General features: G+C 43.4%; 17 protein-coding genes. 13 read left to right on the top strand and 4 right to left on the bottom strand.

Annotated features, from left to right (window positions below; all coding sequences use genetic code 11):
• Nucleotides 1-181: 181 nt before the first annotated feature.
• Genes nadC through AC1DP6_RS01675 form a run of 3 tightly spaced genes read left to right on the top strand, consistent with a single transcriptional unit; the run spans nt 182 to nt 2,284 of the window.
• Complete coding sequence (nadC, locus tag AC1DP6_RS01685) at nt 182-1,033, top strand: carboxylating nicotinate-nucleotide diphosphorylase (RefSeq protein WP_477053306.1); 852 nt, start codon at nt 182-184, stop codon at nt 1,031-1,033.
• A gap of 10 nt (nt 1,034-1,043) precedes the next feature.
• The gene (locus AC1DP6_RS01680) at nt 1,044-1,925 is read left to right on the top strand and encodes a diacylglycerol/lipid kinase family protein (protein WP_477053305.1); all 882 of its coding nucleotides are present in this window, start codon (nt 1,044-1,046) and stop codon (nt 1,923-1,925) included.
• 20 nt (nt 1,926-1,945) lie between these two features.
• On the top strand, nt 1,946-2,284 hold the full coding sequence (locus tag AC1DP6_RS01675) for a translation initiation factor (protein ID WP_477025089.1): 339 nt from the start codon (nt 1,946-1,948) through the stop codon (nt 2,282-2,284).
• 96 nt (nt 2,285-2,380) lie between these two features.
• On the opposite strand, the gene AC1DP6_RS01670 is transcribed toward AC1DP6_RS01675, so the two are convergent.
• Both AC1DP6_RS01670 and AC1DP6_RS01665 read right to left on the bottom strand, forming a co-directional pair.
• Nucleotides 2,381-3,373: an aldo/keto reductase gene (locus AC1DP6_RS01670; RefSeq protein WP_477053304.1), complete on the bottom strand. Its 993-nt coding sequence runs from the start codon at nt 3,371-3,373 to the stop codon at nt 2,381-2,383.
• Between the two features lie 91 nt (nt 3,374-3,464).
• Entirely contained in the window at nt 3,465-4,403 is a 939-nt protein-coding gene (locus tag AC1DP6_RS01665) for an AraC family transcriptional regulator (protein WP_477053303.1), read from the bottom strand.
• A gap of 424 nt (nt 4,404-4,827) precedes the next feature.
• Between AC1DP6_RS01665 and AC1DP6_RS01660 the strand changes: the two genes are divergently transcribed.
• Complete coding sequence (locus tag AC1DP6_RS01660; protein ID WP_477053302.1) at nt 4,828-6,318, top strand: glycosyltransferase family 39 protein; 1,491 nt, start codon at nt 4,828-4,830, stop codon at nt 6,316-6,318.
• Nucleotides 6,319-6,377: 59 nt separating this feature from the next.
• On the opposite strand, the gene AC1DP6_RS01655 is transcribed toward AC1DP6_RS01660, so the two are convergent.
• On the bottom strand, nt 6,378-7,166 hold the full coding sequence (locus AC1DP6_RS01655) for a biotin--[acetyl-CoA-carboxylase] ligase (protein ID WP_477053301.1): 789 nt from the start codon (nt 7,164-7,166) through the stop codon (nt 6,378-6,380).
• Nucleotides 7,167-7,280: 114 nt separating this feature from the next.
• Here AC1DP6_RS01655 and rsfS point away from each other — a divergent pair, with 114 nt between their 5' ends.
• The 4 genes from rsfS (at nt 7,281) to AC1DP6_RS01635 (ending at nt 11,355) form a co-directional block, all read left to right on the top strand.
• Nucleotides 7,281-7,685 (top strand): ribosome silencing factor, encoded by a 405-nt coding sequence (gene rsfS / locus AC1DP6_RS01650; protein WP_441573050.1) that lies wholly within the window; start codon nt 7,281-7,283, stop codon nt 7,683-7,685.
• Between the two features lie 76 nt (nt 7,686-7,761).
• Nucleotides 7,762-9,792, top strand: coding sequence for an ATP-dependent zinc metalloprotease FtsH (gene ftsH / locus AC1DP6_RS01645; RefSeq protein ID WP_477053300.1), 2,031 nt, complete (start codon nt 7,762-7,764; stop codon nt 9,790-9,792).
• Between the two features lie 8 nt (nt 9,793-9,800).
• Nucleotides 9,801-10,436, top strand: coding sequence for a LutC/YkgG family protein (locus AC1DP6_RS01640; RefSeq protein WP_477053299.1), 636 nt, complete (start codon nt 9,801-9,803; stop codon nt 10,434-10,436).
• A gap of 100 nt (nt 10,437-10,536) precedes the next feature.
• On the top strand, nt 10,537-11,355 hold the full coding sequence (locus AC1DP6_RS01635; protein WP_477053298.1) for a UDP-2,3-diacylglucosamine diphosphatase: 819 nt from the start codon (nt 10,537-10,539) through the stop codon (nt 11,353-11,355).
• On the opposite strand, the gene recO is transcribed toward AC1DP6_RS01635, so the two are convergent.
• A complete protein-coding gene (gene recO / locus AC1DP6_RS01630) occupies nt 11,320-12,057 on the bottom strand; it encodes a DNA repair protein RecO (protein ID WP_477053297.1) in 738 nt (245 codons plus the stop codon). The two genes, AC1DP6_RS01635 and recO, sit on opposite strands and share 36 nt — an antisense overlap.
• Before the next feature lie 205 nt (nt 12,058-12,262).
• On the opposite strand from recO, the gene AC1DP6_RS01625 reads away from it, so the two are divergent.
• From AC1DP6_RS01625 to AC1DP6_RS01605, 5 genes are all read left to right on the top strand, one after another.
• Entirely contained in the window at nt 12,263-14,671 is a 2,409-nt protein-coding gene (locus AC1DP6_RS01625) for an efflux RND transporter permease subunit (protein ID WP_477053296.1), read from the top strand.
• 253 nt (nt 14,672-14,924) lie between these two features.
• Nucleotides 14,925-15,614, top strand: a complete 690-nt coding sequence (locus AC1DP6_RS01620) for a hypothetical protein (RefSeq protein ID WP_441573056.1) — start codon at nt 14,925-14,927, stop codon at nt 15,612-15,614.
• A 479-nt stretch (nt 15,615-16,093) separates the two neighbouring features.
• Complete coding sequence (locus AC1DP6_RS01615) at nt 16,094-19,120, top strand: SusC/RagA family TonB-linked outer membrane protein (RefSeq protein WP_477053295.1); 3,027 nt, start codon at nt 16,094-16,096, stop codon at nt 19,118-19,120.
• A gap of 19 nt (nt 19,121-19,139) precedes the next feature.
• Nucleotides 19,140-20,549 carry a RagB/SusD family nutrient uptake outer membrane protein gene (locus tag AC1DP6_RS01610; RefSeq protein ID WP_477053294.1) on the top strand — a complete coding sequence of 470 codons (1,410 nt, stop codon included), beginning with the start codon at nt 19,140-19,142 and terminating at the stop codon, nt 20,547-20,549.
• A gap of 329 nt (nt 20,550-20,878) precedes the next feature.
• Nucleotides 20,879-24,037, top strand: coding sequence for a SusC/RagA family TonB-linked outer membrane protein (locus tag AC1DP6_RS01605; RefSeq protein WP_477053293.1), 3,159 nt, complete (start codon nt 20,879-20,881; stop codon nt 24,035-24,037).
• Nucleotide 24,038 lies beyond the last annotated feature (1 nt).

Below are 24,038 nucleotides of genomic sequence, written 5' to 3'. Positions count from 1 at the left end.
TAAATAAGTATACCAATATAAATTAATTGAAAAACCCCCGGTGCCCCGCAATTTATTGCGGGGCACTTTTTATTTTTGACATATCTTTCACGCGGTAATTGCGAATTACGAATGATGGGATTATGATGGATTCTTCCATAAATCCGGCAATTCGTAATTCGTAATTGAAAATTATTCAATTATGTTAGATGAAGCAGCGCTGAATGCGTTTATCAGAAGCGCACTGGCAGAAGATATAGGAAGCGGAGATCATTCCACTATGGCGTGTATTCCGCCTACGGCGAAAGGAAAGGCGGTACTCAAGATTAAAGAAAATGGCATCCTGGCCGGCATGGAAGTGGCCGAAGCTATTTTTAAATGGCTGGATATGTTCACCGTATTCACTCCACATAAAAAAGATGGTGATGCCATGAAAGCCGGTGAAATAGCCTTTGAAGTAGAAGCCGCCGTGCATACCCTGCTGATGGGCGAAAGACTGGTGCTGAACTGCATGCAACGCATGAGCGGTATTGCTACCTTAACCAATCAGTATGTAACAAAGCTGAAAGGATATCATACCCGTATACTGGATACCCGTAAAACCACGCCCAACTTCAGGATGCTGGAAAAGGAAGCCGTTCGTATAGGCGGTGGCGTTAATCACCGTATAGGACTGTATGATATGGTTATGCTTAAAGATAATCACATTGACTTTTCCGGTGGCATCACAGCCGCTATCACCAAGACCGTAGCCTATCTGAAGGAACGTAAGTTGCCGCTGAAAATTGAGGTGGAAACACGCAACCTGGATGATGTGAAGGAGGTGCTGGCAGTAGGACAGATAGACCGGATCATGCTCGACAACTTTGCGCCTGCTGATATTGTTACTGCATTGGAACTCATCAATGGTCGCTTTGAAACAGAAGCATCAGGTGGTATCACGATAGCCACCCTGGAAGCATATGCTAAAACAGGCGTTGATTATATTTCTGTTGGCGCTATCATACATCACGCTGTGAGCCTGGATCTGAGCTTGAAGGCGATTATATTATAAAACAGTTTTTTTGAAGAAGATACTATTTATCATCAACCGCAAAGCGGGTACTGATCGTGAAAAACGTTTGGAGCATGCCATCAGCAAGCATTTGCCGGCTGACCGGTATGAAGTGAGTACGGCATTCCTGGCTTATCTGGGCCATGGTGCCGACCTGGCGAGAGAAGCCGTGCAAAATGGCATACATATCGTGGTCGCCGTTGGCGGCGATGGATCCATCAATGAAATTTCACAGGGCCTGATAGGCAGCAATACCGCTATGGCGATACTGCCACTGGGCAGCGGAAATGGCCTGGCACGCGCACTGAAAATTCCATTGAACATAGACAAGGCTTTGCAACTCATCGTCAACAATAAACAACGTGCTATTGATGTAGGTTATGCCAATGAGCATCTGTTCCTCAGCAATGCCGGCGTTGGCTTTGATGCCCTGATTGCTGAACAGTTCAGAAACAATACAAAACGGGGTTTATCGGGCTATGCGAAATTGGTATTGAAAAGTTTTAATACCTACGAACCTGCGGAATACAACATCGATATTGACGGAGACACCTTTCAGGCAAAGGCGTTCCTGCTTACCGTAGCCAATGGCAACCAGTTTGGATACGAATTTAAACTGGCACCTAAAGCCAGCGTATTCGATGGACAGCTGGACCTTTGTATTATGCCACCAGTAGGTATTCTGAGCCTGTTACCCGTAAGCATTTTTTCCTTAATGGGTAACATCGATAATACACGTTACATAAAACATTATACAGGTAAGGATATTACCATTCGCAGTAATGCGCTGCAATATCTGCAGGTAGACGGCGACGCCGTACCGCTCACAGAAAACGGAGTAGTACGTATACGGATACAATCACAGGCTATTAACGTAGTGGTAAACGAATAACCTTTAAATATTTTAGAGAGATGTCGAAAAAGAAAAATACACCAGGCCACGGAATAGTATATTCCACCGATCCTAACTTTTCACTCGAACCAGAGCCGGAAGAAGTAACAGACACACTGGCTCCCGCAGAACAGATCCTGAGAGTGATACTAGATAAAAAACAACGCGCAGGAAAAGTAGTAACCCTGATTACCGGCTTTATCGGTAAAGACGAAGACATAGAGAAACTGGGAAAAGAACTTAAAACGAAATGCGGTACCGGTGGTAGCGTAAAAGACGGTGAAATTCTTATCCAGGGCGACTATAAAGAGAAGGTGGTGAAATGGTTGCTGGATTGGGGCTATAAGAAAACGAAATAGTGATTTAGCTATTAGCTTTTAGCAAAATGCAGCGAAGAACATAGTCTATCTATGTAAATCTTCGCTGCATTTTGCTAAAAGCTAATAGCTGGTTCGCTATCTATTTACGAGTTGCATTCCGCCTTCAGTATACCGGGCGCCGGCTACTGCATTGTTGCGTAGAATGTTTTCAATGGCTGCTACATCTGCAGATGATAAATTTACATCAGCAGCGGCGGCATTTTCCTGTAAATATTTTCTGCGTTTGGTTCCGGGAATGGGCACAATGTCTTCTCCCTGTGCCAGCAGCCATGCAAGTGACAATTGAGCGGCTGTAATACCTTTCTCTTTTGCAAAAGCTTCCAGTGCAGTCACGGTTTGCAAGTTCTGCTCAAAGTTTTCTCCCTGAAACCGTGGTAGGTTTTTACGGAAATCACCATCGCTTAATGAATCGGTATTATTGATAGCGCCGGTGGAAAGTCCTCTGCCCAGTGGACTGTAGGCTACCAGAGAGATGCCCAGTTCACGGGTGGCGGCTAAAATATCCCCTTCCACATCGCGGGTAAACAATGAGTATTCTGTTTGCAGAGCTGCAATCGGATGTACTGCGTCTGCTTTCCTGATAGAAGCGGCGCTTGCTTCGGATAAACCAAGATAGCGCACCTTACCTTCTTTCACTAGTTCGGCCATAGCGCCTACCGTTTCTTCTACAGGCACGGTGTCGTCTATACGATGTGCGTAATAAAGATCAATTACGTCTACTCCCAGTCTTTTCAAACTTGCTTCACAAGCCTGTTTCAGGTATTTTGGCGAGCCATCAAAATAATAGGAGCCATCGTCTTTAAATTTGAATCCAAATTTGGTAGCGAGGAAAACTTTATCTCTTTTAGTAGCAAGTATTTTTGAGAGTAGAGTTTCGTTGGCGCCTTGCCCATACATATCTGCTGTATCCCAGAAATTAACACCTAAATCCAGTGCCAGTTCCAATGTGGCCAATGATTCGGATTCATTGAAATCCTGACCGCTGCCGTAAGCGAATGACATGCCCATGCAACCCAGCCCTATCGCGGATATAGATTCACCTGTTTTACCTAGTTTTCTGTACTGCATATTGATTAATTTTTTAGTGATACAAAAGTACGTGCAGGTACAGGTCTTACAATTGTAAGAGGCAAAGTATTAGTTGTTAATATCAAAGGTTTTAATGGACCCGGTATACATGCGGAGATACACCACTATGATTTTTAAAGAAGTGAGTGAAGTTACCCGGATCTTCAAAACCAAGACACCACGCAATCTCAGCAATCTGCCAGTCGGTATGCATCAGTAATAAACGAGCTTCCAGCAACATGCGCTGACGGATATGTTCGCTCACTGTACGACCGGTAGCTTGTTTTACAGAAGCATTTAAGTGATTAGGATGTGTATTTAATACCTGTGCAAATTCTTTCGCCGTTTTGAGGGACACCTGGTTATGACTATACTCAATTGGAAACTGTTTTTCCAGTTTGTCTGTGAAACGATGCGCCAGTATTTGTGCTGCGGAAAGTTGCCGGTTAGGTTGCTGAGTTTGGGAAGACAGTCGCTTGCCTTCCAGCATCAGCAGCTTCAGGTAAATAAGAATAGCTTCCTGTTTAAAGGCTGCATTTTCGTTATATTCTCTTAATAGTTGTCTGAATATGGACTGCAGGTATTCGGATTGTTCATTGGTTAATTTGAATACTGCTTTGGCGCCCAGTTGCAAAAGCGGATGTTGCAACAGGTTTTCCTGGTGCCCCGTCTGTGATTCAAACAGCAGGTCAGTAAACAGGCAGAAGTAACCTTCCTGTACCTCTGAAGAGGAGCGCCATGTTTTTACTTCAAACGGATTGATGAAAAGTAAAGTGGGACCATCTATCTCGTAGCGTTCTTCCCCCATCGTGAAGATGCCGCTGCCTTTACTAAAGAAACTTATTTTGTAATAATCACGTCTGCTGGCGGTGACTTCATCCAGGCAAGGGTAGTTGACCCTTTCCTGAACGGCAAAACTGCCACGCAGAGGTGCTTTGGGTACCATTTCTTTTCTTGTATACAAGAGAACATCATCGTTGAAGTCGTCAATCGTTTTCAGTCCAATGGAAGCATTTTTATTTGTAGGCATACTCCAAATTTAAGCAATTCCATATTAAATTCTCCAGTTGCCTACGCTGTCAATGTTAAGTTTTACAAAGAAAGAATGCCTGTAAACCCTTGCTGTGTCCCGCTATTTTTATAAAATGAAACTGAGTTGCAATTTCATTTTTGCTTAAATAGAAAAAATTTCACAATTTGTTAACGCCTTTATCAACCAAAATCTTGTTATCATCAAGCCCTGATGATTGCTATGTAGAGCAGCCTGCCACATATGCCACCGAACAAGAAACTTATAATTTATCGACGGAAATACATTGCTTACCGGCAAGTATTTCCGTTTTTTTTGAGATGAATATTTTTTGTCCCTGTTTATGATAACATCAACGATTGCCCCGCAACAGCACAGTGGCCGCACGTCTCTTTGGCTGCTTTTATTAATTATAATAGTAAAAATGGGTTTTCAGTACGGAATACTGACTCCCTACTACGATTTACAACGGGATGAATACCTTCACCTGGACCTGGCCAATCATTTGTCTGCTGGATACTTGTCGGTACCTCCTTTCACCGCTTTCACTTCTTTATTGATCCAATGGCTGGGCAATGGTTTTTTCTGGGTAAGATTTTTCCCTGCTATATATGGTGTATTTACCATGGTGCTGGTGTGGAAAATGGTGGAGATGCTGGGCGGCAGATGGTTTGCACAGGTGCTGGCAGCGCTGGTGTTTATTTGTTCGGGGATGAGTCGTATAAATTTGTTGTACCAACCAAACTCTTTTGAAATTCTGGCCTGGACCTTATTGTTCTGGTGTTTATTACAATTCCTGCACACCCAACAAAATAAGTGGTTATTATGGATGGGTGTTGTTACAGGCATCGGTATTCTGAATAAATACAATATTATATTCGGGGTGATAGGCCTGGTGGGTGGCTTATTACTGTCTTCGCACCGGCAAATATTTAAAAATAAATACCTGTATATAGGGGCATTGATTGCGTTGGTGATCATATCGCCCAATATAGTATGGCAACTACAACATGGATTGCCTGTATTGCATCATATGAAGGAGCTGAGTGAGAGCCAGTTGGTACATGTAAGTCGCATGACTTTTATCACTGATCAGTTCATTTTCTTTATAGGTGGTGCTTTCATTGTGGTGGCAGCATTTATAGGATTACTTTTCTACAAACCCTTTCGTCCTTACCGGGTGGTGCTGCTGGCATATGGGCTAACCATGCTGCTGTTTACCTACCTGCGGGCAAAAAGCTATTATTCTTTGGGCTTATATCCGGTGTTACTGGCTTTTGGCAGCGTATACTGGGAACGAATTTTTACGCATGATTGGACGCGCTATCTGCGTGTGTTATGGATAGCGATCATTGTTATCCCTTTTGCATTGCTGGTAAATGTAGTTTTCCCGGTACTGCGCCCGGTGCAGATCAGTGAAAAGGCCGCCAAGTTCAAAGCATTGGGTTTATTACGCTGGGAAGACGGACAGGATCATCCGCTGCCCCAGGATTTTGCGGATATGCTGGGCTGGCATAGCCTGGCTGCAATGGCTTTACAGGCCTGGCAGCAGGTGCCGGAAGCAGATAAGCCCTATACCATGGTAGTTACCAGTAATTATGGAGAAGCAGGTGCATTAAACTATTATAATAAAGGAAAGATGCCTTTGGCGGTGTCTTTTGATGCAGACTATGTTTTCTGGTTTCCCAGGATGGATAGTATCCGTTACATTATTAAAGTAGGCAAGCGGCCGCAGGGAGAAACGCTGAAGTTTATTGGCCGGGTGGTGCAAACGGGCACATTACAGGATACCCTTTCCCGCGAGTATGGTTATGGAGCGGATGTTTACCTGTTGTCTGATTTGTCGCCGGTGTTGCCACAGGCATTGCACAAGGTGCTACTGGAAAAGCAGCGGGAATATACAGGAACGAAGTAGACATTTTACAAGGGCAGCCTCCAGGCTTTGGCCGGCGGCTGCCGCTTTTGCCTATATATTTACCGGTTGAGGATAAACTCTATCTCACCAAATCCGAGCTGCAGTATTTCTCCATTTTTCTCCAGGCAAAGATGTCCATCGGGCAATACGTCCCTGATAATGCCTTCAAAAATTTCCCCGTCTTTGCGGTACAGGGCTGGCTGTTGCCAGCGGAAAAGCCTACTGGTATATTCCTGGAGGAGGGCTTCGTAGTTAGCAGGCTGTAATTGCTGGATTCTTTTGTCCAGGAAAGTACATAATTCCTTTGCCAGGCTGGAGGTTTCCCGGATTTTACCGGTGATCTGTCTCAGGGAAACAGCATTGGGCAATTCGGGAGGGAAAGCAGCCTGATTAATGTTGAGCCCGATTCCGATAATGGCATATTGCCACATATTTCCGCGTAGTACATTCTCTATCAACATGCCTACTGCCTTTCTGTCACGCCAATAAATATCGTTTGGCCACTTGATGGTAGTTTCGTCGCCGGCATAGGAAGTAAAGAAATCGGCGGTAGCCAGTGCCACCGAAATACTGAGCATAAACTGGCGCGAAAGCGGTAGCATAGCCGGTTGGAGGGCAACACTGAGCGCACAGATGTCGCCGGGTTGGGCCAGCCATTGTTTCCCGCGGGTACCTTTTCCGGCAGTTTGGTTGCTGGTAAACCAGGCAGTACCAGATGTCACCTGCCCGGAATTTACCTGCTCCATGGCATAGTTATTGGTGCTGTCTATTTCGTCTAATACATGAAACGGGTGTCCTATCACATGAATCTTTTTTAGTCTGTATATCTGGCCCGAAAAGTAATTCATTTTATTATTTAATTAACATTTCAGGAGGCCCGCAGGTGAGATTAAACATCTTATATTACTGCTTGTTTAGTAACTTTGACAATTAAAGATTATTTTTAACAAAAACGAGATTTATTGGCACCCTTAACCGTTCTGAGCACGAGAAAGAAGGCGCAGTTACGCCTGACCAGAGAAAGTGAAATTTTTACCACCATCATAAAGGCCATACAGGATAAGAAGGGGGAAAATATCGTATCCCTGGATCTACGCCAGATTCCTGAAGCCGTGGCCGATTTCTTTATCATATGTGAAGCCAATTCGGGCACCCAGGTGAAAGCCATTGCTGATTATGTGTCAGATGAGGTGGAGAAGCATACATCAGAGGAACCGTATAAGCACGAAGGATTTAGTTCACAAAACTGGGTTTTGGTGGATTATGTGAATGTTGTTGTACATATTTTCCAACCAGAGAACCGGAGATTCTATAATCTTGAGGAAATGTGGAGTGATGCTGATAGAATGGACCACATCGAAGACTAGACTAAACAGTTGTTTTAGAATTTAATTATTTATATTATTCTGATTGCAATAAACATCCGTAAAGGAGCGTAAGATTATGGAAAAAGGAGGCAATAACTTCAACAAGGGTTCAGAGAAATCACCTAAGAAAGGACCGAAGTTCAATATATACTGGGTATATGCCTTTATTGGCGTTGCCCTGCTGGCAATGAACATTTTTGGTGATTTTAAATCCTCAACCAAAGAGATCAGTTTCCAGGAATTTCAGATCGAGTATCTGAAACCAGGAGATGTTGATAAGCTGGTTGTTGTAAATAAAAAATATGTAGAGGTCTACATAAAAACAGACTCTTTAAAGCAAGCTAAGTTTAATCCTGTTAACAAGAGCAGATTTGGTGGCGATAACCCCGGTCCTCATTACCGTTTTACGATAGGTAGTGAAGAAAGTTTCAAGAAAGATATTGATAAGGCACAGGAAGGTATTCCGGTAGAAAACCAGGTTAAGATCTCTTATGATGAGCGTCAAAGCTGGTTTGAACCTATCTTCCAATTGTTATTACCTATCATTCTGATCATTGGTTTGTGGATATTGCTGATGCGTAAGATGGGTGGCCCTGCCGGTGGTAGTGGCGGTCCTGGTGGCATCTTTAATATTGGTAAATCCAAAGCTACCCTGTTCGATAAAGGTACCCGTGTGAATATCACATTCAACGATGTAGCTGGTTTGGACGAAGCCAAGGTAGAAGTAATGGAAATTGTGGATTTCCTGAAAAATCCTAAAAAATATACTGCCCTGGGAGGTAAAATCCCTAAAGGTGCTTTGCTGGTGGGTCCTCCGGGAACTGGTAAAACCCTGTTGGCTAAAGCTATGGCAGGTGAAGCACAGGTTCCTTTCTTCTCTATGTCCGGTTCCGACTTTGTGGAACTGTTTGTAGGGGTAGGTGCGAGCCGTGTACGTGACTTGTTTAAACAAGCCCGCGAAAAAGCGCCATGTATCATCTTTATCGATGAAATTGATGCGATTGGTCGTGCAAGAGGCAAGAACGTAATGATGAGCAACGATGAGCGTGAAAACACACTGAACCAGTTGTTGGTAGAAATGGATGGTTTCGGAACAGACAGTGGTATCATTATCCTGGCTGCCACTAACCGCCCAGATGTACTGGATAGCGCTTTATTACGTCCAGGTCGTTTTGACCGTCAGATCTCTATCGACAAGCCGGATCTGGCAGGAAGGGAAACTATTTTTGAAGTGCATTTAAAGCCTATCAAAACGTCTCCTATCCTCGATGTGAAGAAGCTGGCTTCCATGACACCAGGTTTTGCCGGTGCTGATATTGCCAACGTATGTAACGAAGCCGCCCTGATTGCTGCCCGTAAAGGCAAAACACAGGTGGAAATGGATGACTTCAATGATGCCATTGACCGTGTTATTGGTGGTCTGGAAAAGAAAAATAAAATCATTTCTCCGGAAGAAAAAGAAGTCATTGCTTACCATGAAGCTGGTCACGCTATCTGCGGCTGGCACCTGGAACACGCTAATCCACTGGTGAAAGTAACGATCGTTCCCCGTGGTGTTGCGGCACTCGGTTATGCGCAATATCTTCCTAAAGAACAATATTTATACAATACCGAACAGCTGCTCGATGATATCTGTATGACCCTCGGTGGACGTGCAGTAGAGGAACTGGTATTCGGCAAAATTTCTACCGGTGCACAAAATGACCTGCAGGTAATTACCCGTATGGCCTATGCAATGGTAACCGTTTACGGTATGAACGATAAAGTAGGAAATGTATCTTTCTACGACCCCAACAGCGAGCAATCCTTTACCAAACCTTACTCTGAAGAAACATCCAAGATGATTGATGATGAAGTAAGAAAACTGATTGCAACTGCTTACATCAGAACTAAAGACCTGCTGACTGAAAAGATGGATCAGGTGAAAGTACTGGCGCAGGAACTGTTGAAGAAAGAAGTTTTATACCAGGCCGACCTGGAAAGACTGATCGGTAAACGTCCTTACGACGTTCACAGAGAACATTTACTGAATAAAGAAGGTATGACTACTGATGGTGTTCATCCGTCAGATATCATCAACCCTTCTCCATCACCCGCTAATGCGTAAATAGTGATATGAAGATTTCTCCTGCTAAGGAAAATATTCTGAAAAGAGTACGGAATGCGTTAAGTCAGTCAGTACAGTTGCCCTTCCCCAATTCGGAGGGCAACTCGTCTGTTTTCAGAACCGAGAATGAGAGCCTGGAATTAAAGTTTGCAGAAGAATTTACCAGATTACAAGGAAAATTTGTTTTCTGTACAGGAAAAGGTGAGTTGATGGATAGTTTGCGAGCACTTTGCGAAAACAAAGAGTGGCACAACGTTTTCTGTCAAACCCCTGCCCTGCTAAAAATAATTCACCAGGAAGAATTACCCACCCTTAATCAGGGTACCATGCACGAAGCTGATGCTGCCATCACAGATTGTGAATACCTGGTAGCCCGCACCGGAACAGTGGTGCTGAGTGCAGCACAACCCAGCGGCAGAGCATTACCAGTATATGCACCTGTACATATCATGATTGCCTATACGCACCAACTGGTATTTGATCTGAAGGATGCGTTGAATAAGCTGAAAGATAAGTATGGTAACGATCTCCCTTCTGCAATATCCTTTGCAACAGGGCCCAGTCGTACTGCAGATATCGAAAAAACGTTGGTAGTAGGGATTCATGGTCCCAAGGAAGTATATGTATTTTTAGTAGACGAATAATAAAAACAGCCTTTAGCCTTTAGCTTTTAGCCTTTAGCAGAAAACGATACGTCGCTTTGCTACTAAAAGCTAACCGCTAAAGGCTAAAAGTTTTAAAGCAATGGATATCCACTTACCGCCAAATAAGAAAGTATATTTTGCCTCTGATTTTCATCTGGGTGCTCCCAATGCTGCTGCCAGCAGGGAGCGCGAAAAGTTGCTCCTGCAATGGCTCGACCAGGTAGAACCTGATGCACAACATATTTTCCTGGTAGGTGATATTTTTGACTTCTGGTTTGAATACAAACATGTCATCCCTAAAGGCTATACACGCATACTGGGCAAGCTGGCTGCCTTAAGTGATAAGGGCATTGGTATTTCTGTATTTATCGGAAACCATGATATGTGGATGAATGGATATTTTGAAGAAGAACTGAATATCCCGGTTTACTACGAACCGCAAACCTATACCATTGGTGGAAAACGTTTTTATATTGGCCATGGCGATGGTTTAGGACCAGGTGACCATGGTTATAAGATGCTGAAAAAAGTATTCAGAAATCCATTTTGTCGCTGGATGTTTTCTGCCATTCACCCCGCCTGGGGAATTGCCCTCGCTAACTATTTCAGCCGCAAAAGCCGCTCTGCTACCGGCCAGGAACTGGAGCATTTCTTAGGTACAGAAAATGAATGGCTGGCCATTTACAGCAAAGAAATATTGCAAAAAGAACACTTCGATTACTTCATATATGGGCACAGACATCTGCCCCTCGATATTCAACTATCCGAACGTAGTCGCTATATTAACCTGGGCGACTGGCTCAACTATTTTTCCTATGCTGTTTATGATGGCAATGAGGTAGCACTGAAGTTTTTTACTGAAGCCGGTGAAAAGGCCGCCAGATCAGGCGTCCAGAATTTCGTGCAGGATAGGCGGTGAGTGCATCTCTGTAAAATCAGGTAAGTGCAACCGGAAAAAATCCAGGTACGCATACAGCAATTTCCTTCTTCTTTCTTTATTCATCGTGATTGCCGCCAGGTGGTGTACTTCCGTGCACTGGAACAACTGATCGGTTAATTCACTGCTATGTGCATCCAGGTGATCGCTGTGATGTGGCGGTAAATCAGTAAAAGTGCCTTCCTGTAAATCCAGGTAGGGTGTGTATTCAGAGAAGCGGCCATTTAGCCGGAAACCCAGCTGCTCCCCTACTTTTAGCGTAAAATATAATGGGAGATTAGCGACTACCGGTAACGCAGATACGTCCAGTAGCTGCAATGTGTTTTCCGTGAAATAATAAAGATCCAGTTGTTGTTCCGGTTGCTTCAGACATTTTTGCAACAGCTCTATAATGTAGAGCGCTACTGTATTTTTTACTACATTCAGGTGTACGGCATTGTAGATATATGCCAGCTTGAATTCAGATATCCGCTGGAGATTCCTGATTTCATTGTGGTACACCACCAGCTCCAGGATATTGCCTGGTTGCAGCAAATTCCCTTTAGCCGCTTTGGGCTTGGAAGATCGGGCGCCGTTTACCATGTACGATTGTACTCCAAAGAGTTCAGTGAATATATTCACGATCAGGCTCGTATCTCCATACTTGACGGTGCGTAATACTATGCCGCGTGTTTTGTGAAGCATTTAGCTGGTAGCTGTTAGCATTTTGTGATAGAAACAGAATTGCAAGTTAATACAAACCACGATAAGGAACATGCAGGCCACTGATTTACAGGTAAAGGCAAAAAGCTGGCAGCTTGTAGCCAAAACCAGACAGCTCATCGCTGTTCGCTAACAGCTAATAGCTATTTTAATTACCTTTACGCCCATTACTAAAAAGGAAATCCTTATGTGGCAACGTTTAGCCGGCTTTGTGCTAAAATATCGATTATTGCTTCTTGTTCTACTGCTTGCCGGTACCGGCGTGATGGGTTATTTTGCCAGTAAGGTTCAAATGTCTTATGACTATGTGGCCACTATCCCGCATGATAATCCAAAGTTTCTTGAGTACCAGGAGTTTAAGAAGAAATTTGGAGCAGATGGTAATGTGCTCATGCTCGCTGTGCAAACGGATAAATTTTTCCAGGCAGATTTTTTTAAGGACTATGTTCAGCTGAACAAGGACATGAAAAATGTTTTTGCTGTAGAAAACATTATGAGTGTGCCCATGGCGGTAAACCTGGTGAAAAACGACAGTACACAGAAGCTGGAAGCCAATTTGCTTTTCAAGGGCGATCTGACAAACCAGGTAGTCATTGATAGTTTATCAAAAGTATTTAACACACTTCTGTTTTACAAAGGCCTTTTGTACAACCCGGATACACATGCCTATCTGATGGCTATTTATGTGAATAAGGATGTATTTAATTCGCCCAAACGTACGGCGGTAGTAAAAGAAATAACCAAGCTGGCAACAGCTTTCCAGGAAAAGCAACATACAGAAGTGCATTTGAGCGGATTGCCACTAATTCGTACTGCCATGGCCGTTAAGGTGGCAGACGAACTGAAGCTGTTTCTTAAAATATCATTTCTCCTGACAGGGTTGATCTTATTCCTGTTCTTCCGTTCCTTTGGCGCGGTACTGATGTCTATGATTGTGGTTGCCATTGGAGTGATCTGGTCTGTGGGTACGATAGTGCTGATGGGCTATAAAATTACATTGCTGACGGGGTTAATTCCATCACTGATAGTGGTAATAGGGATTCCCAATTGTGTATATTTCCTGAGTAAGTATCATACCGAATATGCCAAGGATGCCAATAAAACAAGGGCATTGGTGCATATGATACAACGGATGGGTATTGTAACCCTGTTTACCAACCTGACAGCTGCTATTGGTTTTGGTGTATTTTGTTTTACCAATAGTGCTATCCTGAAAGAGTTTGGTGTAGTTGCAGGGTTGAATATTATGTTCATCTTCCTGATCTCTTTCATTTTCCTGCCTTCTGTGCTTAGTTATTTACCTGCACCGAAGAGCAAACATACTACCTACCTGGATAACCGTTTCTTTGGTGCCATTCTGAATTTCCTGACCAAACTGGTATTCCAGTACCGGTCATGGGTATACGCAGTAAGTGCTGTACTGGTGATCCTGGCTATTGTAGGGATGGGACGTCTGCAGTCTGTAGGCTATATGCTGGATGATATTCCGCATACTGATAAATTGTACCTGGATCTGAAGTTCCTGGAAACTAATTTCAAAGGGGTGATGCCGCTGGAAATAGCGGTGGATACCAAAAAGAAAAACGGGGTCATCAATCTGCAAACGCTGAACAAGCTGGATGAACTGACACAGTTGATTTCTGCGCAGCCTGATTTTGGCCGTCCGTTGTCTGTAGTGGAAGGTATTAAGTTTGCCAAGCAGGCTTACTATAACGGGGATAGCTCCAACTTTGCGGTGCCTAACCAGTTTGATCTGGGCTTCCTGGCGCCTTATCTGCGAATGAAGGGAAGCAATGCTACTGGCCCTGCTTCTACTTTCTCAAAGCTGGTATCTTCCTTTATGGATAGTACCAAGCAGGTAGCGAGACTGAGTGTGAATATGAAGGATGTGGGTTCCCAGAAGTTACCGGTATTGCTGGATTCGTTACAGCCTAAGGTAACAGCTATTTTTGATACAGCTCACTATAAGGTTACCTTTACTGGTACCAGTGTTATATTCCAGGAAGGTACCCGGTTTATCATTAATGGGTTGATGGAAAGTATTGTGCTGGCTTTTGTATTGATTATGCTGTGCATGTTGTATCTGTTCCGTTCCTGGAGGATGCTGATCATATCTTTGATCCCGAATGTGATTCCGCTGGTAGTAACTGCAGGTGTGATGGGTTGGGTAGGTGTGCCGTTGAAGCCATCTACCGTATTGGTGTTCAGCGTAGCGCTTGGTATAGCCATTGATGTTACAATACGTTTCCTGGTAAATTTCAAGCAAGAGTTACCGCGTCATGATTTTGATATCAGTGCTACTGTAAAGCAAACGATTCATGAAACAGGGTTGAGTATCATTTATACTTCTGCGATTCTGTTTGCTGGTTTTATGATCTTTAGTTTCTCCGGGTTTGGAGGTACAAAGGCTCTGGGCTGGTTAACTTCTCTTACGCTGGTAGTGGCTATGATTACGAATCTGACGATCTTGCCAGCTTTGCTGTTGTGGATGGAAAAGGCGTTATTGAAGAAGGCGAAGAAGAAGGAGTTATGGAAAGCGCTGGATGAAGAGGAAGATATCGATATTGAGAAGCTGGGGATCAGCGATAAGGAATAGTCTTTTTTAGCATAAAAATAGTCTCTATCGGGGGCGAACGGATGCGGTTTTGGCTGCAACTGTTCGCCCCCGATGTGTTTTTATAGGCTACTTTTCGCAGTCGCTGCTAAACATTTAGCTAAAATGGACAAATAATCACCCTGAAATAATCTAGTGGACAGCATTCAAATACCCTTTTCACCGCTTGTAAAAAAGGCTGGCATATTATAATGAAAAAGTATGAGGTTTATAATGCCATTCTAACACATAGTTCATGAAAAATAAGTACTTAAAGGGCGCTCATTTATCCGAGCGCAAATTTAAGGAGATCCTGCGGCTGTTCGCCGATGATCTTACTGCGACCCAGATAGCCAATATCAGCGGTGTCAGCAGGGTAACTATTAATAGTTACCTGAAAAAGCTAAGACACCAGATTGCACGCTACTGTGAGACGCAGCATCCTGCGCCTGTTCCCGTTTTAACCTACGACAGCAGACCCAGTGACCTAACCCCGGACCACGACAGCGACACGCTGGTGGCCGTAAAGCCGGAAGTAGACCGGATTGTAAAGCCGGTAATCTTCGGCATCTGCAGATCCTCAGACAGGTTGCACACCGAAATTCTCCCAGATGTAAGCCGCTCCATGATTCATGCTGCCACACGTGGTCGTTCCGTATTGGAAACCCAGGGTGCAGCAGAACGTTTGCGCAGATTTAACGGTTTGGTGGATTTAGGTCAATACCGTTTGTACCGATTGGGGCAAACTTCGGAAACGCACCAAATGGATGATGTAGATGCTTTCTGGGGCTTAACAAAGCACCGGCTAGCCAAGTTTAAAGGGTTGAACCGTAACACCGCCTATTTGCACCTGAAAGAGTGTGAATACCGGTTTAATCATCGTAATGATGACCTGTTTATGGTACTGCTGGAATTATTAAAAATATACCCGCTTACCCTTTCCTGATAAAATAATTAGCCCCGCTTTATGCGGGGCAACATTAATCTCGATTTAGATTTTGGTTGATGAGTACAGGCGGTATTCTTGCCGCTTGTTTATTCTTATGCCCTTACACATTATATTAATTATAAATAAGTTAATAAGACGTTAAAAAAGTGTTATCCAAATGTTATCAGCAACTTTTCTAGCTTAATTTTTTGTTAAGAATTATTATATTTGAAGCTGGTTGAAAATTTGCTAAGGAAACTGCTTATGAGGATGAAGTTGATCACTTCTGATGTTGATTTATTAAATAAATCACAATGGAATAGGTCAATCTTTTAGTTATTGTCAAAGTATATAATACACTTGCCAGCTCTCCACTACTAAAGTTATCCAGCTTACAATTTACTCAACTGATTTAACGGGAACCAAATGATTAGGGCTCTATAGCCTTGATGTGGATTTTTATTTTTTAAGGTTAAGGAAACAACAAAATCATGCTTATGAGGAAAGTGTTATTTCTCCTCTTGTCCGTACTATTTCTGGGCGGGCAGGTCTATGCGCAGAGCCGCACAGTAACAGGGAGAGTTGCCGATGGTAAAGACGGTTCGCCTATACCTGGCGCAACTATTCAGATCAAGGGAACCAACAAGGGCACTATGTCCACTCCGGATGGTTCTTACAAAATTACAGTAGACAACAGCAATGCGGTCCTGTCCTTCTCTTTTATAGGATACCTGGTGAAGGAACTTCCTGTAAACAAAGAAGTCATCAATGTGAGCCTGGAAGCCGACAACAAGCAACTGAGCGAAGTAGTGGTAACCGGTTACACACAGGTAGACCGTAAGAAAATGGTAAGTTCCATTGCAGAAGTAAGTTCCAAACAAATTGAGAACGTACCTATGCCGGATGTAAACCAGATCCTGCAAGGCCGCGCACCTGGTGTGGTATCTGCTTCCGGTTCGGGACAACCCGGATCTGTTCAGAAAGTAACTATCCGTGGTGTCGGTTCACTGAGTGCAGGTGCAGGTCCTCTGTACGTAATTGATGGTATTATCGTGAATAATGGCCAGTTCAATTATGATAACCAGACACAGAGCAGTGATATCATGGCTAACCTGAACCCTAATGACATTGAAAGCGTGAATGTGTTGAAAGACGCATCTGCTACCGGGTTGTATGGTTCAAGAGGTAGTAACGGTGTAATCGTTATCACCACTAAAAAAGGTAAAGCCGGTACCTCCAACGTTAACTTTAAAGCACAATACGGTTTCACTTCTCCCAGCTTTGGTAAATGGAAGCAAATGAATGGTGAGCAGGCTTTTAATTATGAAAAAAATCTGCTGCGCTTGGGCGGTGCATCAGAAGCAGAAATCAAAGACCAACTGCCTGATTCTTTACTGGATCATATGTTTGACTGGAGAGATGCTGCCTTCCAGAATGGACGTACACAGAACTATCAGATTTCTTCCAGCGGAGGAAACGACAAAACCAAATACTACCTGTCCGGTGCTTACTTCAGCCAGGACGGTGCCCTGATTTACTCAGGTCTGAAACGTTACTCAGTAGTATCTAACATCCAACATAAAGTAAACGACCGTTTGGATATCGGTATGAACCTGAACCTATCTTACAGCGATGCCAATAACGCTGGTGCAGGTAACCGTTACAGCAGCCCGTTGCTGGCAAGTTTTGCCAACTCACCTATGCTGAACCCATACCAGCCAAATGGTAAATTATATACGGGCCTGGAAGATGCATGGGCGAACTCTCCTACCGGAGATAACTTCCTGTATTCTGTTCCATTGAATACCAACAACAACTACAACTTCCGTGGTTTGGGCAAAATGTTCCTGAACTACCGCATATTTGACTGGTTAAAATTCTCACAGAATATCTCTGCTGACATGATCATGGCCCGTCAGAAATCTTTCCAGGATCCAACTACTGCAGATGGATTTAATTCTGAAGATGCTTCCAAAAGCGGAAGCGTACTGGAAGCAAGTCAGACCAACAGAACGATCACTTCACAAACATCTCTCTCCGGTAACTTCAACATTGGTGAAAAAAGCCAGTTTGATTACCTGGCGATGATGGAATACGTACCTACTCACTTTGATGGTTTCAACGCGTCAGGCATTGGTTTGGCTAACGGTAAACTGAATGTACTGGATGCTACTTCCACGCCCCAGTCAGTAACCGGCGATTCTTATGATTATCGTTTTGTTTCTTACCTGGGTCAGTTAAACTATACTTACAACAACAAGTATTACCTGACAGGTTCCATCAGAAGAGATGGTAGCAGCCGTTTCAGCCCTAACAACAGGTATGGTACTTTCTATGCCCTGGGTGCTTCCTGGCGTGTGATAGATGAAAACTTTATGAAGTCTCAGAACATTTTCTCCAACCTGAAACTGAGAGCCAGTTATGGTACTTCCGGTAATGCCAACTTTGGCAACTATGCGTGGATGGCATTGTACAAATACAATGTTGCCTACAACGGTGCACCAGGTGGATATCTGAATAGCATCGGTAATCCTGACCTTACCTGGGAAAAGAGTACCAATACCAACATTGGTTTGGATATGGGCTTCCTGAAAGACAGGCTGACTGTTTCCGTAGATATTTATAACAAGAAGAGCGATGATCTGTTGATGAATGTGCCTATTCCATTGTCTACCGGTATTTTCCAGCGGCCGGCAAATGTAGGTGCTATCAGAAACCGTGGTATTGAAGCGACGGTGTCTTCTGTAAATATTCAATCAAAAGAAGTTACCTGGACTACAGATGTAACTTTTGCAATGAACCGCAACAAGGTATTGAAGCTGAATAACCATGAGCCTATCAATAACTTTGAAGATTTTGAAGGAACCGCTTACACCAACACTATCCTGAAAGAAGGACTGCCAGCTTATACCTGGTACCTGAGAGAATGGGCTGGTGTGGATCCTGCTAATGGTGATCCATTGTGGTATACCGCTGATGGTAAAACAACCAACGATATCAACAAAGCATCTTATAAAACTTTTGGTAACACCATGCCTAAGTTCACTATGGGCTTCAACAATACTGTTAACTATAAAGGCTTCTCTCTGTCTGCATTCTTCTATGTATCTCAGGGTAACGAAATCTTTAACGGTACAAAAAGATATGGTGATGCAGATGGTGGACGCTTTGGATGGAATTACAACGTAGAAGCAGGAGAAAATTACTGGACTACTCCAGGTCAAAAGGCCGATCGTCCTAAACCTGTAATTGGTGGTAATAAATCTTCCAACGCAGCCTCCAGCCGTTACCTGGAAGATGGTTCCTACATCAGATTACGTAATGTTACTTTAGGTTACAACCTGCCTTCATACATGTTGAAAGCCGCCAAGATACAGGGTATCCGCGTATACGTACAAGGAGCTAACCTGTGGACCATTACTAACTACTCAGGTGTGGATCCGGAAATCGGATATGATGGATATGAGTTCTTTAAGTATCCGGTTAACAAGAGCGTGAGCTTTGGTGTAGATATCACATTGTAATTTTAAAAGGATAATCAGCATGAAAAAATATATCATAGGAATATTTGCAGCAGCTGCCCTGTTACAGGCTTGTTCTGGTAAGCTGGATGTGAAACCAAACAACCAGTTGGACATAGGCGATGCATTAGGTGATTTACCTGCCGTGCAGTCTGCCCTGACAGGTACATACGATGCCTTACAGCAAACAGAATATTATGGTCGTAACTATTGGGTGATGACCGAGGTGAGCGGCGATAACGTATACCTGGCAGCAAAAAACAGTAACCGTTTTATATCCAGCTTTAAGCGTGAATACAACGTGCAGGATGTGGATGTAGAGGATCTATGGAAAACGGCATATAAAGCTATCCTTGGGGCTAATAATGTTATTAACAGCGTAGATTCCGTAGCAGGTGATCAGGAAGTGAAGAATGTTGCTAAAGGAGAAGCTTTGTTTATCCGGGCATTAGCATATTCTGATCTGGTAAATATGTTTGCAAAACCTTACCGCAACACTAACGGCAGTCAGGCAGGCGTTCCACTCAAATTGAAATTTGAACTGGCACAAACGCCGCGCAGTACTGTAGCGCAGGTGTATACGCAGATCATTGCAGATCTGACTGAATCGAAAAAATTATTGGTAAATGTTGGTATTAAAAGCAAATACCGCGCAAGCCAGTATGCAGCATCAGCATTGCTGGCCAGGGTTTATCTTGCAAAAGGTGATGACCAGGCAGCTATTACTGAAGCTGCCAACGTAATTAACGCAGGTTTTACATTGGCTACCCCAGGTGACCTGGCAACATTTTATAGTACTCCTGGTACTCAGGAGGAAATCTTCACACTGAGATATGTTGGTACCGCTGAAGATTTTGGTTCAGATAATATTGGTAAAATATACCTGAAGCCAGGCTATGGCGATGTCCGTGTATCTCCTGATCTGTACAATACAGTAGCCAGCACCGATAACAGAAAAATGTTTATTGGCGTATTTTCTGACGGCAGCACCGGTGAAAGAACTAACTTGAAATTTTCAGGACAGGATGGTATCGCAGGTATGCATAGCCCTAAGATCCTCCGTTTGGCAGAAATGTACCTGATTCGTGCAGAAGCATATGCGCATCTGAATCAATCCGCCAATGCTATCAGTAATCTGAATATCCTGAGAGCGCAGAGAATTGCGGGAGGAGGTCAGTTGTCTGGTATCGCTGATAAAGATGTACTGGATTATGTACTGGCGGAAAGCAGAAACGAATTTATGTTTGAAGGTCACCGTTATTTTGATCTCCTCAGAAATGGTAAAGATGTTGTCCGCAATTTCTGTCATAATCTGCTGGAAATAACGGCGCCATGTACTATCAGTGCTACCTCATCTATTGCCATCTGTCCTATTCCCCAAACGGAAATCAATACTAATCCGATTGAGCAAAATGCAGGATATGGTCAATAAATAATTGATCGTTATTTAAATATTAAAGAAGGGAATGCCATCCGGCATTCCCTTCTTTCGTTTAGGCATATCCGTATCAAAAGAAGAATAAAAATTTTATGATATTTTATATTTATGTACGATAAATATATGTATTGATTCTTTCCGTGTCTCTCAACATTTCGAAATGATCACTTGTTATCCCCTTTTAACAAATATCTATAGTCTGTCATATAGCGAATATTGGATAGTTGTTTGATGCTATATTACCCAACGAACCAGATGTTTATCTATATTCTTATAATTTCTTATTGTTAACTGCTTTCTTATTCAATCAAAACAAATCGCTTATGAAAAAAGAGCTACTTCTATGGCTGCTTTTGTGTACTGGCGTCTTCAGCGCAGTGGCACAAACACGATCGATCAGCGGAAGGGTTACTGATGCAAAAGACGGTTCTGCTCTACCTGGAGTAACCGTTGTAGTTAAGGGAACAACAAGAGGTGTTTTTACTGCCGGTGATGGATCTTATAAAATTAATGCAGACAACGGATCTATCCTGGTATTCTCATTTGTAGGATACCTAACTAAAGAGTCGTCTGTTGGCAGCAATAATATTATTGACCAAACGCTGGAAGCTGACAAAAAGCAATTGGGTGAAATTGTGGTCACAGCAGTTGGTATCAAACGCGATGAAAAAGCGCTGGGGTACTCACTCACACAAGTAAAGCCTGATCAGATTCTACAAAAGTCAGAACCGGATATGTTAAAAGGATTACAGGGCAAAGTAGCTGGTGTAGATATCCGTACTTCACAGGGTACACCAGGTGCAGCCACCCGCATCAACATCCGTGGTAATACTTCTTTCTTTGGAAAGAACGAACCACTGATTGTGGTGGATGGTATTCCGTATAACAATGACCAGGTAACTACTTCTTCCCAAACGTCCGGTGGTGGTGCATATTCAAGCGGATTATCTTCTCTGGATCCTAACGACATTGCTTCAATGAACGTATTGAAAGGAGCTGCAGCAGCTGCCTTGTACGGTTCAAGGGCATCTAACGGCGCCATTGTTATTACTACTAAATCCGCTAATGCCGGCAGGTCAAAGAAAGGACTGGAAGTAACTTATAGTTCTTCGCTGGCCTTTGAAAAGGTAGCCGGATTACCCAGTTATCAGAATGATTACGGAGCTGGATCCTCCTTTAAATACTCTAATGCCAACGGTTCCTGGGGGCCTAAATTTGGTACCCTGGATTCTATTCCTGCATGGCCCGATTACCTGGGAGCATATCCTGAATTATTTTCTTCTACAGGGAAAACGCCGTTCAAGGCTTACCCTAACAACGTAAAAGATCTCTTCAGGACAGGATCCATGTTCGAAAATTCTGTTTCCGCGAACGGAGGTAATGAAAAAAGTTCCTTAAGCATTACTGCTTCTTATCTGAATCAGGATGGTTATGTGCCGTCTTCCAGTTTCAACAGAGCCAGTATGAGTGTGGGGGGACAAACCAAATTAGACATGGGATTGACGATAAGTGCAAACTTCTCGTATTCCAGGAGTAACCAGCTAGGAAGTCCGTTTGGTGAAAACCAGGTAGACGGAGCTGCTTCTTCCTTTGCCAGAAATCTCTTCCTGGCCAGGAACTGGGATATTGCGGGGTTGCCTTATCAGGATGTCAATAACCGTCCTTTATCTCCGCTCGGTTCTCAGTTTGATAACCCGCTTTGGTCATTCAAACACAATACTATCACCACTAATACCGACAGGTATGTGGCAGGTCTTAAGTTTGGTTATACCGTGGCAGATTGGTTAGCACTTTCTTACCAGATAGGAACCAATACCAATAACCTGTTCAGACGTGAAGTAACGGATATCGGATCCCGTGCAGCAGAAGGATTAGGAAGAATTGTAGAAGATAATTATCAGTACCAGGAAATAGAATCCAATCTGATTGCGACCATTACGCCTAAGTTTAAAAACGAGGACTTTGATTTCAAAGCAATCGTTGGCCATAACGTAAACCAACGGACTTCCCGCGATCGATTGTTCCTGGGGAATGAAATTGTATCACCAGGCATTTATACACTGGACAATACCAAAACGGTGTTACCCAATGGTGGTTTGTATTCACAAAGACGTCTCTGGGGTATCTTTGCGGACCTGGAACTGGGTTACAAAAACTGGGCATTCCTCTCTGTCACCGGAAGAAATGACTGGTCTTCCACCTTACCATCCAGTAACAGAAGTTACTTCTATCCAAGTGTTTCAGGGTCATTCATCTTTACACAAGCATTTAACCTGGAAAGCCATGTACTTACTTTTGGTAAGATCAGGGCCAGCTGGGCAAGGGTGGGTAGAGACGCAGATCCATATTCACTGCAGAATATTTTCCGTTTGAATAGTCCTATTACGGGCGTTTCCGGCGTTATTCAGTCGCCTATTGCTAATAATCCAAACCTGAAACCAGAGTTTACACGAGACATTGAAGTAGGAACTACACTGGAATTCTTTGAAAGAAGAATTGGGGTGGATTTTGCGTGGTATAGCAGGAAATCTTCTAACCAGATTGCGCCCATCACACTTCCGGGATCTTCGGGCTTTACCCAGTTTTATGAAAACTTTGGAGAAATATCCAACAAGGGTATTGAAGTAGATGTGAATGTGGTACCTGTTAAAACCAAAGATTTCACCTGGACAGTACACTGGGTATTTACGAAAAACAAGAGTGAAGTGGTATCCTTGTTACCAGGCGTAGATAGGATACCGTTATTCAATGTATTGAATACGATTTCTCCTTACCTGGAGCCAGGCAAGCCTTTCGGATACCTGCGCGGAACCGTGGATTACAGGGATGATCAGGGTAATCTGCTCATCAATCCTACCACAGGTTTACTTATCAGAAATACGCAACAGGCGATGATTGGTGATCCGAATCCGGATTTCAAAACAGGAATCAACACGACCTTTAATTACAAGGGTATTTTCCTGAATGCCTTATTTGACCTGACAAAGGGTGGCGATATGTATTCTGTAACCAACAGTAGCCTGCTGGGTCGTGGTGTAACCAGGGATACCAAGGACCGCGAAAAAGGATATGTCATACCTGGTTTTTATGGAGATGCGAATACGGGTAAACCTATTCTGGATAGTAAGGGAGACAAAATACCCAATACCACCAATGTAAGCTTACGCGAAATGTATTTTGGAGAATCATTTGCGATCAATGCCGCTACCGAGTGGAATGTATTTGATGCAACAGTATATACTTTCCGCGAACTGGCGATTGGTTATGACTTCCCAAAAAGTTTGTTTAACAGAACACCTATCGGTGGTTTAACGGTTACTTTAACAGGGAGGAACCTCTGGTATGTGGCACCTAATTTTCCGAAGTACTCCAACTTTAATCCGGAAACCAACAGCTTTGGTAATACGACCACACAAGGTATCGAGTTATCCAGTGCACCTACCACCCGTAGGTTTGGTATCAATCTGAAAGTGAGTTTCTAAA

It is taken from the genome of Chitinophaga sp. 01L420 (assembly GCF_056399985.1).
The sequence above is the reverse complement of the archived record's forward strand: the minus strand, read 5'-3'. Positions and strand labels throughout refer to the sequence as shown.

What these genes read in the sequence shown, in the direction of transcription:
- AC1DP6_RS01655 (WP_477053301.1), bottom strand. Translation starts at nt 7,166, where the DNA reads ATGAATTACTTTTCGGGCCAGATATACAGACTAAAAAAGATTCATGTG.
- nadC (WP_477053306.1), top strand. Translation starts at nt 182, where the DNA reads ATGTTAGATGAAGCAGCGCTGAATGCGTTTATCAGAAGCGCACTGGCA.
- AC1DP6_RS01625 (WP_477053296.1), top strand. Translation starts at nt 12,263, where the DNA reads ATGTGGCAACGTTTAGCCGGCTTTGTGCTAAAATATCGATTATTGCTT.
- AC1DP6_RS01615 (WP_477053295.1), top strand. Translation starts at nt 16,094, where the DNA reads ATGAGGAAAGTGTTATTTCTCCTCTTGTCCGTACTATTTCTGGGCGGG.
- AC1DP6_RS01640 (WP_477053299.1), top strand. Translation starts at nt 9,801, where the DNA reads ATGAAGATTTCTCCTGCTAAGGAAAATATTCTGAAAAGAGTACGGAAT.
- AC1DP6_RS01610 (WP_477053294.1), top strand. Translation starts at nt 19,140, where the DNA reads ATGAAAAAATATATCATAGGAATATTTGCAGCAGCTGCCCTGTTACAG.
- AC1DP6_RS01635 (WP_477053298.1), top strand. Translation starts at nt 10,537, where the DNA reads ATGGATATCCACTTACCGCCAAATAAGAAAGTATATTTTGCCTCTGAT.
- AC1DP6_RS01605 (WP_477053293.1), top strand. Translation starts at nt 20,879, where the DNA reads ATGAAAAAAGAGCTACTTCTATGGCTGCTTTTGTGTACTGGCGTCTTC.
- AC1DP6_RS01620 (WP_441573056.1), top strand. Translation starts at nt 14,925, where the DNA reads ATGAAAAATAAGTACTTAAAGGGCGCTCATTTATCCGAGCGCAAATTT.
- AC1DP6_RS01660 (WP_477053302.1), top strand. Translation starts at nt 4,828, where the DNA reads ATGGGTTTTCAGTACGGAATACTGACTCCCTACTACGATTTACAACGG.
- AC1DP6_RS01675 (WP_477025089.1), top strand. Translation starts at nt 1,946, where the DNA reads ATGTCGAAAAAGAAAAATACACCAGGCCACGGAATAGTATATTCCACC.
- ftsH (WP_477053300.1), top strand. Translation starts at nt 7,762, where the DNA reads ATGGAAAAAGGAGGCAATAACTTCAACAAGGGTTCAGAGAAATCACCT.
- recO (WP_477053297.1), bottom strand. Translation starts at nt 12,057, where the DNA reads ATGCTTCACAAAACACGCGGCATAGTATTACGCACCGTCAAGTATGGA.
- AC1DP6_RS01665 (WP_477053303.1), bottom strand. Translation starts at nt 4,403, where the DNA reads ATGCCTACAAATAAAAATGCTTCCATTGGACTGAAAACGATTGACGAC.
- AC1DP6_RS01670 (WP_477053304.1), bottom strand. Translation starts at nt 3,373, where the DNA reads ATGCAGTACAGAAAACTAGGTAAAACAGGTGAATCTATATCCGCGATA.